Origin of the sequence: Geomonas azotofigens, from assembly GCF_018919395.1 — a bacterium.
GTDB lineage: Bacteria > Desulfobacterota > Desulfuromonadia > Geobacterales > Geobacteraceae > Geomonas > Geomonas azotofigens.
This window is the reverse complement of record NZ_JAHLME010000001.1, coordinates 691,439-705,449: the sequence shown is the minus strand read 5'-3', so window position 1 is coordinate 705,449 and position 14,011 is coordinate 691,439. Positions and strand designations below refer to the sequence as shown.

General features: G+C 66.3%; 13 protein-coding genes. 11 read left to right on the top strand and 2 right to left on the bottom strand.

Annotation, left to right across the window (positions count from 1 at the left end):
• The first annotated feature begins 70 nt into the window (after window positions 1–70).
• Window positions 71–247, top strand: a complete 177-nt coding sequence (locus KOL99_RS03140; protein ID WP_183344353.1) for a DUF1328 family protein — start codon at window positions 71–73, stop codon at window positions 245–247.
• Window positions 248–310: 63 nt separating this feature from the next.
• Here KOL99_RS03140 and KOL99_RS03135 read toward each other — a convergent pair whose 3' ends face one another.
• Window positions 311–1,180: an ADP-polyphosphate phosphotransferase gene (locus KOL99_RS03135; RefSeq protein ID WP_216509022.1), complete on the bottom strand. Its 870-nt coding sequence runs from the start codon at window positions 1,178–1,180 to the stop codon at window positions 311–313.
• Between the two features lie 203 nt (window positions 1,181–1,383).
• Window positions 1,384–3,174 (bottom strand): thiamine pyrophosphate-requiring protein, encoded by a 1,791-nt coding sequence (locus tag KOL99_RS03130; protein ID WP_216509021.1) that lies wholly within the window; start codon window positions 3,172–3,174, stop codon window positions 1,384–1,386.
• A 192-nt stretch (window positions 3,175–3,366) separates the two neighbouring features.
• On the opposite strand from KOL99_RS03130, the gene KOL99_RS03125 reads away from it, so the two are divergent.
• The 10 genes from KOL99_RS03125 (at window position 3,367) to KOL99_RS03080 (ending at window position 13,992) form a co-directional block, all read left to right on the top strand.
• Window positions 3,367–6,267, top strand: coding sequence for a molybdopterin-dependent oxidoreductase (locus KOL99_RS03125; RefSeq protein WP_216509020.1), 2,901 nt, complete (start codon window positions 3,367–3,369; stop codon window positions 6,265–6,267).
• A gap of 64 nt (window positions 6,268–6,331) precedes the next feature.
• The gene (locus tag KOL99_RS03120) at window positions 6,332–8,203 is read left to right on the top strand and encodes a quinol:electron acceptor oxidoreductase subunit ActD (protein WP_328759536.1); all 1,872 of its coding nucleotides are present in this window, start codon (window positions 6,332–6,334) and stop codon (window positions 8,201–8,203) included.
• On the top strand, window positions 8,190–9,245 hold the full coding sequence (locus KOL99_RS03115; RefSeq protein WP_216509019.1) for a hypothetical protein: 1,056 nt from the start codon (window positions 8,190–8,192) through the stop codon (window positions 9,243–9,245). Before KOL99_RS03120 ends, KOL99_RS03115 begins: the two co-directional genes overlap by 14 nt.
• Window positions 9,242–9,814 (top strand): cytochrome c3 family protein, encoded by a 573-nt coding sequence (locus tag KOL99_RS03110; RefSeq protein WP_236025746.1) that lies wholly within the window; start codon window positions 9,242–9,244, stop codon window positions 9,812–9,814. The genes KOL99_RS03115 and KOL99_RS03110 overlap by 4 nt, the downstream gene beginning before the upstream one ends.
• A gap of 171 nt (window positions 9,815–9,985) precedes the next feature.
• On the top strand, window positions 9,986–11,371 hold the full coding sequence (locus KOL99_RS03105; RefSeq protein ID WP_216509018.1) for a cbb3-type cytochrome c oxidase subunit I: 1,386 nt from the start codon (window positions 9,986–9,988) through the stop codon (window positions 11,369–11,371).
• On the top strand, window positions 11,368–12,684 hold the full coding sequence (locus tag KOL99_RS03100; RefSeq protein WP_236025745.1) for a cbb3-type cytochrome c oxidase subunit II: 1,317 nt from the start codon (window positions 11,368–11,370) through the stop codon (window positions 12,682–12,684). Before KOL99_RS03105 ends, KOL99_RS03100 begins: the two co-directional genes overlap by 4 nt.
• On the top strand, window positions 12,575–12,871 hold the full coding sequence (gene ccoS / locus KOL99_RS21965; protein WP_407931848.1) for a cbb3-type cytochrome oxidase assembly protein CcoS: 297 nt from the start codon (window positions 12,575–12,577) through the stop codon (window positions 12,869–12,871). The genes KOL99_RS03100 and ccoS overlap by 110 nt, the downstream gene beginning before the upstream one ends.
• A gap of 47 nt (window positions 12,872–12,918) precedes the next feature.
• On the top strand, window positions 12,919–13,200 hold the full coding sequence (locus KOL99_RS03090) for a hypothetical protein (protein ID WP_236025744.1): 282 nt from the start codon (window positions 12,919–12,921) through the stop codon (window positions 13,198–13,200).
• Window positions 13,201–13,207: 7 nt separating this feature from the next.
• Complete coding sequence (locus KOL99_RS03085) at window positions 13,208–13,495, top strand: hypothetical protein (RefSeq protein WP_216509016.1); 288 nt, start codon at window positions 13,208–13,210, stop codon at window positions 13,493–13,495.
• Entirely contained in the window at window positions 13,492–13,992 is a 501-nt protein-coding gene (locus tag KOL99_RS03080) for a c-type cytochrome (protein WP_216509015.1), read from the top strand. Before KOL99_RS03085 ends, KOL99_RS03080 begins: the two co-directional genes overlap by 4 nt.
• Window positions 13,993–14,011 lie beyond the last annotated feature (19 nt).

Genomic DNA, 14,011 nt, shown 5'->3' with positions numbered 1-14,011 from the left:
TAAATCTGCAGGTCTCCCATGATACACTTTGTTTAGGGAAGTTAATGAGTGTACGGGGAGGTGAACGATCATGTTACGTTGGGCCATCATTTTCTTCATTATTGCCGTAATAGCCGCGGTGTTCGGCTTCGGCGGTATTGCAACAGCGGCAGCCGGTATCGCCAAACTGCTCTTCTATTTGTTCCTGGTGGTCGCAGTTGTTATGCTCGTGGCAGGCCTTCTGGCAGGACGGAGCATTACACGCTGACGCATCTGGCAAGACCTTCAATCGAGGCGGCGCAAGCCGCCTTTTTGTTTGTCCGCACTCTTCCTATTTGACCAACTCGTCCCTGATGGCAAGGAGTTCCCGGCGCTTCTCCTCCGAGGTTTCCGGGTAGCTCATCTTCAGCTCTTCCAGCAGGTTCACGACAACCTGGGCCACGATCAGCCTCGCGTTCTTCTTGTCATCCGCAGGCACCACGTACCACGGGGCATCCTTGCTGCTGGTGGCGCCCAGGCACTCCTCGTAGGCGTGCATGTACTGCTTCCAGAGTTTGCGCTCCTCGATGTCGTCCCGGTTGAATTTCCAGTTCTTTTCCGGGTTGTCGATCCGCTCCAGGAAGCGTTTGCGCTGCTCCTCCTTGGAGACGTGCAGGAAGAACTTGAGGATGCAGGTGCCGTTTCGGGTCAGGTGGGCTTCGAGGTCGTTCATTGAGCGCATGCGGTCCCGCCAGATGTTCTTGTGACAGGCCAGTTTGTCCGGGAGGCTCTCCGCCGCCAGTATTTCCGGGTGCACCCGGACGATGAGCACCTCCTCGTAGTAGGAGCGGTTGAAGATGCCGATGCGCCCCCGTTCCGGCAGGCGGCGGATGCTGCGCCAGAGAAAGTCGTGGTCCAATTCTTCCGCACTGGGATGCTTGAACGAGTAGACCTCGCACCCCTGCGGGTTGATCCCGGAGAGGACGTGCTTGATCATGCTGTCCTTGCCCGCCGCGTCCATGGCCTGAAAGATGAGCAGGATGGACCAACTGTTGTTGGCGTAGAGGAGCCCTTGCAGCTTACTGAGCCGTTCGATCTGTTCGTTCAGCAGGTCCAGGTACTCATCTTTGGACCCGTAAAACGGTGGAACACAGGTCGGCCGCTTCTTCAGGTCCACCTCGTCCTTTGGCTTAACCCGGAACTGCTCAGTCGAAATCTTCATCCGCGCCTCCTTTGTGACCACACTGTTGAGGCTAACGCAGATTGCCAGCTTTTCAATGAGAGTCAAAAGCCGCGCCCCTCATTGGATGGAGGCCCTGCTGAAGTTTGTGCGCGCAAAGATGAAAAAGGGACCGCCGCTGCAGGCCGGTCCCCCGTGATAGCGCTCGTGGTCGATTGGTCATTGTCAACTGTCCATCGCCGTCCCTACTTCTCGCTCCTGGTCAACAGCGTCGACATCATCTGCTTGGCCGACTGGGTCACGATCCCTCCCAGGTTGGGGTCTCCCTTGAAGATGGAGGAGAGGAACCCCTTGGCCTGTTCAAAGGTAATATGAGGCGGCAGCGGCGGCACGTCCGGATCGCAGTGGGCGTCGATCACCACCGGCCTCTTCGCGGAAAGGGCGGTCCTCCACGCGGAGCGGATCTGCTCGGGGTCGTCGAGCCTGATCCCTTCCAGGCCGAGCATCTCCGCGTACCCGGCGTACGGGAACTGCGGAATATCCTGCGAGGCACTGAACTTGGCGTCGCCGTTCATGACGCGCTGCTCCCAGGTCACCTGGTTCAGGTCGCCGTTGTTCAATACCAGCACCACCAGTTGCGGGTTGCTCCATTCCTGCCAGTACTTGGCGATGTTCACCAGGCCGTTGATCCCCTGCATCTGCATGGCGCCGTCACCCACCATGGCGATAACGGGCCGGTCCGGGAAGTTCATCTTGGCGGCGACGGCGTAGGGGACCCCGGGGCACATGGTGGCCAGCCCCCCCGAGAGCGATGCCATCATCCCCTGCCTCACCTTGAGATCCCGCGCGTACCAGTTGGCGGACGACCCGGAATCGCAGGTCAGGATGCAGTTGTCGGGCAGTTGGTCCGAGAGTTCCCAGAACAGGCGCTGCGGGTTGATGGGGTCCGCCGAGATCTTGGCGCGCGCCTCCAGGACCTCCCACCACTCTTTGACCCCCTGCTCAATGCCGTCGCGCCAGCCGCGGTCCTGCTTCTGCTCGAGCAGCGGAATCAGGGCGCGCAGGGTGAGCCGGGCGTCCCCCTGCAGGTTCACCTCCATGGGGTAGCGCAAGCCCAGCATCCGGGCGCTGATGTCGATCTGCACCCCGCGCGCCTGCCCCTCCTTGGGGAGGAACTCGGCGTAGGGGAAGCCGCTGCCGATCATGAGCAGCGTGTCGCACTCCTTCATCATCTCCCAACTCGGCTTGGTGCCCAAAAGGCCTATGGAGCCGGTGACATAGGGGAGGGTGTCGGGGAGGGCCGCCTTACCGAGCAGCGCCTTCGCCACCCCCGCCCCCAGCTTCTCTGCCGCGATGGCGACCTCCTCACCCGCCCCGAGCGCACCGGCGCCGATCAGCATGGCCACCTTCTTGCCGGCGTTCAGGACGTCGGCGGCACGTTTCAAATCGTCCCGGGCCGGCATGATTTCCGGCTGGGTGAAGCCAAGCCCGGTAAATGTGGAGCCGTGCTTGCGCACCGGCGAGGGAACGGCATCCATCTCCTGCACGTCGGTCGGGAAGATGACGCAGGTGACGGTGCGCTCGGCCAGGGCGATGCGGATGGCGCGGTCGACCAGCTGCCTGACCTGCTCGGCGCTGCTCGCCATGTGCACGTAATGGTGGGCCACGTCCTTGAACAGCGACAGGAGATCGACCTCCTGCTGATAGTCGGCGCCAAGCGCGGTCGTTGCCTGTTGCCCGACGATGGCGACCACGGGCTGGTGGTCAAGCTTCGCGTCGTAGAGCCCGTTCAACAGGTGGATTGCGCCGGGCCCGGAGGTCGCGATGCAGACCCCGACCTCGCCGGTGAACTTGGCGTGCGCGCAGGCCATGAAGGCCGCCTCCTCTTCGTGGCGGGTCTGGATGAACGTGACCTTTTCCTTGTCCCGGTTCAAGGCGCCCATCACGCCGTTGATGCCGTCGCCGGGGTAGCCGTAGACCTTGCGCACCCCCCATTCGTAAAGACGTTGCACCAGGTAATCGCTGGCATTTGTCATGAGACCTCCCTGCTCATTAGATTTAATTGTTTTAATTACCCTAACAGTCTAGGAACCGGACTTTCGTTGTCAACAGCGGACGCCGCGTTTTGGGGGGCGCCCTTGACAAGGCGGGCGACCTTGATACAAAAGGTTAATCTTTTTTCATCTTACCTTTCATTGATGCGATGAGAAACATCCGGGGGCATGCCGATGACCGAGATGTCCAGACGCACCTTCTTGTGGATCACCGGGGGGAGCAGCATCGCGCTGGCGACTGACCCGCCGCGCAAGCTGGTCAACAAGCTGATCCCCAAGGTGATCCCGCCGGAGCAGATCATGCCTGGCGACTGGACCTATTACGCCACGACCTGCCGGGAATGCCCCGCCGGCTGCGGCATGCACGTGGCCAACCGCGACGGCCGCGCCACCAAGGCGGAGGGGAACCCCGCGCACCCGGTCAACCGGGGTACGCTCTGCCCGCGCGGACAGTCCTCGCTGCAGGGGCTCTACGACCCGGACCGGGTCACCACGCCGCTCTACCGCAGCGGCAGGAAGCTGCGGCCGAAAAGCTGGCAGGAGGCCCTCGACTCCATCTCCACCCGGCTCGCCTCAGGAGGGCGGGTGGCGCTGCTCTCCACCCTGCAGACCGGAGCCCAGGCCGAGGTGCTGCGCTCCTTTGCCGCGGCCTTCGGCTCGGACCGTCTCCTTTACTACGAACCCTTCAACTACGAAGCCCTCCGCGCCGCCCACCAGCAGCTCTTCGGTCTCCCCGTCATCCCCCGCTACGACTTGGAAGGGAGCGATTTCATCGTGAGCTTTGCCGCGGATTTCCTGGAAACGTGGGGTTCGCCGGTGCGCCAGGCCCGGCAGTTCTCCGACGGCCGCGCCTACCGGGAAGGGAGCTCGCCGGCCCGGATGGCCTACCTGGGGCCGCGCCTCTCCATGACCGCCAGCAACGCCGACCATTTCGTCCAGGTATCCCCCCGGCAGCTCCCGGTGGTGGCGGCGACCCTGCTCAGGGTGATCATGGACCGGGGCTGGAACAGGAACGATCCGGGCCCGGTCCGGCCGGCACTGGAGGCCCTGCTCAAGTCCGCCCCCCTTCCCGCGCTGGACCAAGAGCTCCTAGTCACGGTCGCCCGCGGCTTCAGCTCGGCACGCCGCCCCGTCGCTCTGGCGGGACCGCAGTACGGCAGCGGCCCGGCCGCCACCGACACCGCCCTCTGCGCCGCCCTGCTCAACTACGCCGTGGGGGCGATCGGCACCACGGTGGATTTCTCCCGCCCCCACGCCCTCAGTAACAGCGCCCGGGAGGCAGAACTGGAGCTGTTCTTGTCCTCCCTGGCCCCGCAGGACGTCCTCTTCGTCCTCGACGCCAACCCCGCCTACTCCCGGACGGGAGCCGTGGAGCGGCTGGCGCGGGCCGGGATGGTGGTGTACCTGGGGACCCAGCTGAACGAGACGGCGGAACTGGCGCGTTGGGTGCTCCCGACCGACACGCCGCTTGAATCGTGGGGCGAATACCAGCCTGAACCTGGGGTGGATGGCCTGATGCAGCCGGTGATGGGGCGCCTCTACGATTCCCGCAACGCCGGCGACATCCTGATCGCGCTGGCCCGGCAGGCGGGGAGGCCGCTTCGGACCCCGCGCGGCACGAGGCCAACGGACCTGCTGCAGTGGCTCAAGGAACGGCGCGGTTTCGGGGGCGGAGGTGACGATGCGGAGCGTGGTTGGCAGGCCGCGCTCAGAACGGGAGGGACATGGCCTACAACGCTGCCAGCTGTGGGCGCGGCGCCCGCCCCGCGCCTGGCAGGGCTCTCTTTCCAGGCGCAGCGGCCACCGGCAACGGCGCGGGTCGAGGATGTGGAACTGTGGCCCTGGGCCTCGATCATGCTCTACGACGGACGCCTGTCCAACCGGGGGTGGCTACAGGAAGCGCCCGACCCGATCACCTTCATCGTCTGGGGGAACTGGATCGATCTGCATCCCAAGAAAGCAGCGGCGCTGGGCATCGAGGAGGGGGACCTGGTGCAGCTCACCACCGTCGCCGGCTCGCTGCGGGCGCCGGCCCGCCTCACCACGGAGATCCACGAGCTCAGCGCCGCCATCGGCCTCGGCCAGGGGCACAGCGCCCTGGGCAAGAACGCGAGGGGGGTGGGGTCGAACGCCTTCCTCCTGCTCGACGCCGTGCAACGGTCCGGTTTTTTCACCCCCTGCCGGGTCAGCCGGGTCGCCGGCGACGCCCCCCGTCCGATACGGACCGCGCTGCGCCGGGAGCAGTTGCACCGCGACCTGCTCCAGTCGGTACCGCTGTCGGTGCTGCGCGCCGCCAACCCGCCCAGGGCAGAATTCGACCTCCCGCTCCCCGAGGGGTACCACGCGGACCGGGACCTCTACCCGAAGCACGAACACGCCAAGCACCGCTGGGCCATGGTGATCGACCTGCAGCGCTGCATCGGCTGCGGCGCCTGCGCCGTCGCGTGCTACGCGGAAAACAACGTCCCCGTGATCGGCCCGGAGCTGGTCGCGGACGGCCGGGAGATGGCGTGGCTGCGCGTCCCCCCGTACCGGGTCCCCGGGAGCCCCTGGCGCTACGCCTGGCTGCCGCTGCACTGTCAGCACTGTGATGCAGCCCCGTGCGAGCCGGTCTGCCCCGTGTTCGCCGCCGTGCACAACGAGGAGGGGCTGAACGCCCAGATCTACAACCGCTGCATCGGCACCCGCTACTGCTCCAACAACTGCCCCTACAAGGTGCGCCGCTTCAACTGGGTCAACCTGGAGTGGAGAAAGCCCCTGGATTTGCAGTTGAACCCCGAGGTGACGGTGCGCCAGCGCGGGGTCATGGAGAAGTGCACCTTCTGCGTGCAGCGCATCCGGCAGGCCGAGTACCGTGCCGCGCGGGAGGGGCGCAAGCTCGCGGACGGCGAGGTGGTCCCCGCCTGCGCCCAGACCTGCCCGGCCGGGGTCTTCACCTTCGGCGACCTGCTCGACCCCGGCGCCCAGGTCACCAGGATCACTCGCGGCGACCCTCGCCGCTACCACCTGCTGCACGAGCTGAACACCAAGCCCGCGGTGACGTTCCTTCGGCGGGTGGACAACGACCTGGTCTGACTCAGATTGGTCCGACTAGCCAGCCTAGTCTGACCGGTCCGACGCCCGACAAAGGAGAGCACCTGTGCCGCCAAGCTACGGCCAAATCAACGACGACGTGCTGAACGCCATGGAGAAACCCGGCTTCGCGTTCTACCTGGCCGTGGTCTCCCTGGCCGGCCTGGCGGGACTCGGCGCGCTCTGCCTCATGTACCAGACCCAGGCGGGCATGGGGGTGACCGGTCTGAACCGCCCCATCGGCTGGGCGGTCTACATCACCAACTTCGTCTTCTGGGTCGGTATCGCGCACTCCGGGACCCTGATCTCCGCCATCCTCTACCTGCTGCGCGCCAAGTGGCGCGACGCCGTGTCGCGCTCGGCCGAGGCGATGACCATCTTCGCCGTCATGACCGCCGGCCTGTTCCCGCTCATCCACCTGGGCCGACTCTGGGCCTGCTACTACATCGTCCCCTATCCCTCGCAACGACAGCTCTGGCCCAACTTCGTGAGCCCGCTGGTCTGGGACGTTCTCGCCGTCTCCACCTACCTCACCGTGAGCCTCATCTTCTGGTACATCGGCATGATCCCGGACCTCGCGGCGGCGCGGGACCGCTACCGCGTCCAGTTGGGCCCGGAACACCTGAAAAGCCGCATCTACCGCGCCCTCTCCCTGGGGTGGTCCGGCTCGGGGAGCCAGTGGCACCACTACGGCCGCTCCTACCTCTTCTTCGCGGCGCTGGCCACGCCCCTGGTGGTCTCGGTGCACTCGGTGGTCTCCTGGGACTTCGCCATGAGCCTCCTGCCGGGATGGCACAGCGCCATCTTCCCCCCCTACTTCGTGGCCGGCGCCATCCACTCCGGGCTCGCCATGGTGCTCACCCTGCTGATCCCGATGCGCAAGCTGCTGCACCTGGAGCGCCTGGTCGAGATGCGCCACTTCGAGATGCTGGCCAAAACCATCATCCTCACCGCCACCATCGTCGGCTACGCCTACGCCGTGGAAGCCTTCATCGCCTGGTACTCCGGCGACCGCGTCGAGTGGCAGAACTACAAGTGGCGCGTGTTGGGGCCGGTAGCCTGGATGTACTGGCTCTGCGTGGTCTGCAACGTGCTGGTCCCCTGGCTCTTCGTCTTCAAACGCCTGCGCACGCACTACCTGCCGCTTTTCGTCATCTCGCTGCTGGTCAACGTCGGCATGTGGTACGAGCGCCTGATGATCATCTACACCGCGCAGGGCCACGACTTCCTCCCCCACAACTTCGGGCGCTACCTCCCCACCTGGGTCGAGGTGACCATCACCGCCGGCTCTTTCGGCTTCTTCTTCCTCTTCTTCGTCCTCTTCACGAGGGGACTCCCCACCGTTCCGCTCAGCGAACTGAAAGGGCAGATCGCCGAGGAGGAGATCCCCCCGACCCAGCCCTGCCTGAACCGGGTCGCCCAAAGGCTGCCACAGCACCGCCCCACCGTGCTGGCCGTCTTTTCCAACGCCGGCAGCCTGGTAACGGCCGCCAAGCTTTGCTGCGACAGCGGCTTCGAGATCATGGAAACCTTCTCGCCGGTGAAGATCGAACAGCTCCCCGAGGTCCTGAAGCTGAAGAAGAGCCCGGTGCGGCTCTTCACCCTGGCCGGCGCCGTTTCCGGCCTGATCGGCGGCTTCTGGCTCGCCGGCGGCACGGCCCTGGTGAACCGCCTGATCGTGGGGGGCAAACCGCCCCTGTCCTGGATCCCGTTCTGCGTGGTCGGCTTCGAGGGGACCATACTGATCGGGAGCCTTGCCAACCTCCTGGGGCTCGCGCTGCTGGCCCGCCTGTTCCGCCTGGAGACGCTCCCCTTCTACGACCCGCGCTTCTCGCGCGACAAGTTCGGCCTGCTGGTGAGCTGCGGACCCGAGCAGGTCGAAGCGCTCAAGGAGCGGCTCTCTTTTGCCCGACCGGAGGAATTCCATGTCCACCAGTGAGCGTCCCTTGGCAAAGCTCTGGCTGCCGCTCTGGATCATCCTGGCCGTCGCCGGGTTCGCGGTCTGGCTCGTGCTCGTGAACGGCCCCGAGGAGCGCAGGGCGTGGCGCTCGCTTTTGATGAACTTCCTGTTCTTCACCTCGCTGGCGGGCGGCATCGTGGTCTGGCCCGCAATGGTGGCGGCGTGCAACGGCCGCTGGCACCTGAAGGCGGAGCGCCTCGCCACGGCGGGGCTTTCCTTCGCGCTTCCGTCGCTGGCCGCCCTGGTACTCCTGTGGGCCGGCAACGGCCTGTGGGCACCGTGGCAGGGGATCCACTACCACCAGGGCATCTGGCTCCATCCCGACTTCCTGCTGGGACGGGACCTGGCGGCGCTGCTCCTTTTCTGGAGCATGGCGCTGTACCACCGCAAAGAGCGCCGCACCGGGGACGGGAAAGCGAGCGGCACGGTCCTGGTGCTGGTCTACTCCCTGGTATTCTCCCTGCTCGGCTTCGACCTCGTCATGGCGCTCGACCCGTACTGGCACAGCAACCTCGCCGGCGGCTACTTCTTCATGTCCGGGCTCTACATCGGCATCACCTGCTGGGCGCTGCTCGCCGCGCGCCAACCCGACGCGGAGCCGGACCTGCTCCACGACCTGGGCAAGCTGATGGTCGCCTTCAGCCTGATGACCACCTACCTCATGTACGCGCACCTGTTGCCGTTTTGGTACGAGAACCTGCCGCGCGAGGTCCGCTTCATCGTGCCGCGCCTGCACGGGGCGCAGTGGAGGCCGGTGAGCGCGCTCCTGCTGGCCCTGGTCTACTTCGGCCCGCTGGTGCTGCTCCTTCCCATCCGCGCCAAACGGAACAGCCTGGCCCTGGGGATCATCTCGTTCGTGGTGCTGTGCGGGCTGTGGCTGGAGCGCTGGTGGCTGGTGGCGCCGACCTTCGACCAGGTGCCCCGGCTGGGACTGCACGAACTTTCCCTGGCCGCGGGCTTCGCCGGCGTGCTCGGGCTCGGCATGACCTGGATGCGCCGGGTTGACGGGGGACGGCCATGACGGCGGCGGGGATTCAAGAGAGCCCGAAGGCTCCGCAGCAGGGGGGGCCTCCGCGGGGTTTTCCCCTGTGGGCCAACGCCGTCGCCGCCGGGGCGATCCTGTGCGCTGCGCTGGCCGCGCTGGTGTACCTGGACCGGCTTTACCCGGTCGGGCTCGGCCCGCGCCAGCCCATCCCGTTCAGCCACCGGGTGCACGCGGGGATAAAGCACATCAGCTGTTTCATGTGCCACGACAGTGCCACGCGCTCGTCCCGGGCGGGGATCCCGCCGCTGCAGACCTGCCTGCTCTGCCACTCCCGCGTCATCCGCACCTACCCCTACATCGCGCGGCTGCGGGAGCTGGTGGCGCAGAACCAGCCGGTGGTCTGGCAGCGGGTCAACTGGCTGCCGGAATTCGTCTATTTCGACCACTCCATGCACCTGCGCCGCGGCATCGACTGCGGCCACTGTCACGGTGATATCCGTCAGATGGACCGGGTGGCGGGGGCGGTCAAGTTCGAGATGGGTTTCTGCATCCGGTGCCACAAGGCAAACAAGGTCACCCACGACTGCTTCGTCTGCCACAGATAAACCGCGCCGTTACCTCCTCCCCCCGGAGGGGGGAGGTCGGGAGGGGGGACGCAACCGCCTGCTTCCCCCTCCCCAGCCCTCCCCCTCCGGGGGAGGGAGCACGGCGCAAAGGGACAGGCACCTGCGGAGCCAGTCCCCTTTCGGGGCAACAGAGGATCTGAGGAAACTTCCATGACCAAGTTTTTCCACAAACCCCAGAGTGCGGCGCTCGCCTTCATGGTCGCGGGCGCGGTCTGGTTCGTGGTGGGTGCCGTCTACGGCATGTTCTCGGCGATCCACCTGGTGGCGCCGGAGTTCCTGCCCCACGTGGCGCCCCTGGTGTTCGGGCGGGAGCGCCCGGTGCACGTGAACACCATGCTCTATGGCTTCACCGGCACCATGCTGGTCGGGGTCGGCCTCTACTACCTCCCGGCCCTGCTCAAGACCAGGCTCTGGTCGGAGCCCCTGGCCTGGGTCGCCTTCCTGTTCTGGAACCTCACCGTGCTGAGCGGCCCGGTGGGGTTCGCCTTCGGGTTCACCCAGGGACGCGAGTACAACGAGTACGTCTGGCTCGCCGACGTCTCGCTGGTCATCGCCGTCGCCTGCCTCATCGTCAACACGGCGCTCACCATCGTGAACCGCCGCGAGCCGCAGCTCTACGTCTCCATCTGGTACTTCATGGCCACCTTCCTCTGGACTGCCAGCAACTATCCCTTGGGGAACGTGATGTGGCACCCCGCCACCGGCGCCATGCCGGGGCTGATCGATTCCCTGTTCCTCTGGTTCTGGGGGCACAACCTCCCCGGGCTTCTGATCACGCCGCTCGCCACCGGCGCCGCCTACTTCGTGATCCCCCGGGTCACCCGCACCCCGCTCAACTCGCACACGCTGTCGCTATTGGGCTTCTGGTTCCTGATCGCGCTCTACAGCCACATCGGCGGCCATCACGTGCTGCAGTCCCCCATACCCAACTGGCTGAAGACCGTGTCGGTGGTCGACTCGGTCTCCATGATCCTCCCCGTCTCCATCGTGGTGATCAACCTCTGGCTCACCGCGCGCGGCTTCGGCGGGAGGGTCTGGAACGATCCGCCGGCCCGGCTGGTGATGGGGGGGATCGTCTGGTACATCATCACCTGCATCCAGGGCCCGCTGCAGTCGCTCCCCTTCCTGCAGCGGGTCACCCATTTCAACAACTGGACCGTGGGGCACGCCCATATCGCCATGCTCGGCTTCGGCGGCTACATCGCGCTGGGCGCCATGTGGCACGTGCTCCCCCTGGTGAGCGGACGCCCGGTCTATTCCAACAAGCTGATCAACCTGCAGTTCGGCCTGATCACCTTCGGCCTGACCGGGTTCTTCGTGGTCTTGACCATGGCCGGGCTGGTGCAGGGGAGCGCCTGGCATAACGGCGAGACGGTGCTGCGGGTGCTGCCGCAGTTGTCACCCTTCATGGTGATGCGGGCGGCGCTCGGGGTCTTCATCCTTACCGGTTCGCTGGTGGGTCTGGCCAACCTGTACCTGACCCTGCGCCCGGCGCGGGAGGAAGAGCCACTGCTGCGCGGCGAGGAGGCGGCATGAAGATGACACCGGCCTTCCTCATCGTCGGCGCGCTGCTGGTCTTCTGGGCCTCCACCTTCATCATCGTCGGGCTCCCCTCGCTGACCATGAAGGACACCCCCAGCGACATCTGGCGGCCGCTTTCCCCCCTGGAGCGGGAGGGGCACCGCCTCTACGTGAAAAACGGCTGCAGTTACTGCCATTCCCTCTTCATCCGGGTCAACGACTGGGACATCGGGGCGGAAAGGATCGCCCGTGCGGGAGACTACGCCGGGATCGAACCCGCCATTCTCGGCAGCGAGCGGACCGGCCCGGACCTGTCCCAGGAAGGGGGTGAGCACAGCGACGACTGGAACATCGCCCACTTCACCAACCCGCGCTACACCACCCCCATCTCGCTGATGCCGGCCTGGGACTTCCTGACCAACCACGAGATCGCTGCGCTGGCGGCGTACGTGCAGGCGCTCGGGGGGAAGGATGCGGATGTGCGCCAAAAGCGCCAGCGCGAGTGGAAGCGCAAGGCGCAGGCCGCCTACGCAGGAGGGGTGGACCGCAACATCGAGTGGCTGCACGCCCAGGTCCCCGAGGCGTGGCGCCGGATGCCCAACCCCTACCCGGCCACCGAGGCGGCGCTGCAGCGCGGCAAGAGGATCTACCAGCAGCTCTGTATCAACTGCCATAGCCCGATCGGCGACGGCAACGGGCCGGCGCACCCCTTCCTGGGGCCGCCCCCCTTGAACTTCACCATCCTGAGGCGGCACCTGGTGGAGAACAGGTACATCGGCGGGATCTTCTACTACCAGATCATGAACGGCATCACCGGCACCGCCATGCCCTACTTCAAGAAGCACCTGGAGAGCGAGAAGATCTGGGACCTGGCCAATTACCTGGCGGTATCGTTCGTGGGATATACCGACGCCAACACGGAACCGCGCGGCATCGACGCCTCCTACGAGGGAGAATGGCAGACCCCCCCCCCCCCCCCGGCGGTGCCGGGCCCGCCTCGCCCCCCCCCCCGGGGGGGGGGGGGGGGGGGGGGGGGAACGTCGCTGGCGCCCCCCCTCCCAGCCTCCCCCCTCCGGGGGGAGGAGCAGATGGATGAAGCCGCACATATGACTATGATGGCACCGCCCCCCCTAACCCCCTCCCGCAAGGGGAGTGGGACTGGAACTGGAGAGAGACATGAACAGCGCGTTGGATACACCGGCTTTCCTGTTCATCTGGATGTGCTTCCCGCTCTTGATGTGCGGGATGCTGATCGTCTTCTTCCTGTGGGGGGTGCGGTCGGGACAGTTCGCGGACCAGGAGCGGGCCCGCTACCTGGCGCTGGATAGCGGCATACCGGAGGAGTGTAATAGCACCAGCAACAGGAGCAAAGACGACAGCCCCCCCTCCCGACCTCCCCCCTCCGGGGGAAGGGGCCAGGCGCAATGCAGTGACAGCAGAGGTGGAGACTTCCGAAGCGCAGTTGGTGGATCATGCGCAGGTCCATCGTCCCCTCCCCTGGAGGGGGAGGGCTAGGGAGGGGGAAGCCCAAGGCCGAGGGCTATTGTGGTTAGGAGGACGTCATGCTGATGCTCTACCTGTACGTGCTGCAGAACCAGTGGCTGGTCATCGCCCTCTGCGCCGGGGCGGCGCTGGTGCTGCTCACGGCGCTCACCTACCAGGCGCTCTGGCTGCCGCGCGGCGTCGAGAAGCAGAGCGAGAAGATCAAGGTGCGCGGACCGGTTAGCTTCCTGCGCCGGCTGCGCAGCTTCATGCCCTGGGTGATCATCATCCTGTTCGGGGCCTGCATGGCGTTCACCCTGTTCGAGGTCACGCAAAACCACGCCGTCCCCCCCAACTGGTGAGGCGACCATGGAACAAAAGCCCGATTACGACGAGCACCAGGACCTGCGCTCCCCCTGGGAGTGGGTGATCCTGATCGCCTTCAGCGGCGCCATCATGGGGTTCGGCTCCCTGGTGTACCTGCTGGTCCAGGACGCGCCCCGGCGCTGGGACTTCGGACAGCTCCCGGACGCCCCGGCGGAGTCGATGTACTCCAGCGAGCAGCCGCAACGAAAGGCGCAGCGTCAGATCCTGCCGCTGCCGGAGGCGGTGCCGCTGCCGCCGACGCCAAGGGGGAAACAGGGGGGGAATAGATGAAAAAGCTGGCGGTCTTCATGGTGCTGGCGCCCCCTCTCTTGGGGACGGTGCTGTTCGGGTACATCCTGGTCCGCGGGCCGCGCATGACGGTGCAGCACCACGTGCGGGAGTTCCAGATGGTGCTCCCGGCACCGGCGCCGGGGACGGTGAGTGTCACGCCACGGCCGGACCGGGCTCCCGGTGAGGCCGAGGCCGCAGCCCTGGTCAACCCGGTCCCGGCGACCCCGGTCGCCATCACGCAGGGGAGGGTCTACTACGGCTATTACTGCGCGTTCTGCCACGGCGACACCGGAGCCGGCGACGGCCCGGTCGGCAACAGCTATGTCCCCCGCCCCGCCGACCTGCGCCTCCCTAGGATCGCCGCCTACGGCGACGGACAACTGCTGCGCGCCATGCTGACCGGGACCGGCCACGAGCCGGTACTGGAACGGGTGGTCCCACCCGGCCACCGCTGGCCGCTGGTCCGCTTCCTGCGCTCGCTCGGCTCGCCCCGCTGACTCCGTCCCTCTCCGCGAA

Coding starts and splice junctions, on each gene's coding strand:
- KOL99_RS03090 (WP_236025744.1), top strand. CDS start 12,919: ATGCTGATGCTCTACCTGTACGTGCTGCAGAACCAGTGGCTGGTCATC.
- KOL99_RS03105 (WP_216509018.1), top strand. CDS start 9,986: ATGACCAAGTTTTTCCACAAACCCCAGAGTGCGGCGCTCGCCTTCATG.
- KOL99_RS03135 (WP_216509022.1), bottom strand. CDS start 1,180: ATGAAGATTTCGACTGAGCAGTTCCGGGTTAAGCCAAAGGACGAGGTG.
- KOL99_RS03100 (WP_236025745.1), top strand. CDS start 11,368: ATGAAGATGACACCGGCCTTCCTCATCGTCGGCGCGCTGCTGGTCTTC.
- KOL99_RS03115 (WP_216509019.1), top strand. CDS start 8,190: ATGTCCACCAGTGAGCGTCCCTTGGCAAAGCTCTGGCTGCCGCTCTGG.
- KOL99_RS03140 (WP_183344353.1), top strand. CDS start 71: ATGTTACGTTGGGCCATCATTTTCTTCATTATTGCCGTAATAGCCGCG.
- KOL99_RS03125 (WP_216509020.1), top strand. CDS start 3,367: ATGACCGAGATGTCCAGACGCACCTTCTTGTGGATCACCGGGGGGAGC.
- KOL99_RS03080 (WP_216509015.1), top strand. CDS start 13,492: ATGAAAAAGCTGGCGGTCTTCATGGTGCTGGCGCCCCCTCTCTTGGGG.
- KOL99_RS03130 (WP_216509021.1), bottom strand. CDS start 3,174: ATGACAAATGCCAGCGATTACCTGGTGCAACGTCTTTACGAATGGGGG.
- ccoS (WP_407931848.1), top strand. CDS start 12,575: ATGTGCTTCCCGCTCTTGATGTGCGGGATGCTGATCGTCTTCTTCCTG.
- KOL99_RS03085 (WP_216509016.1), top strand. CDS start 13,208: ATGGAACAAAAGCCCGATTACGACGAGCACCAGGACCTGCGCTCCCCC.
- KOL99_RS03110 (WP_236025746.1), top strand. CDS start 9,242: ATGACGGCGGCGGGGATTCAAGAGAGCCCGAAGGCTCCGCAGCAGGGG.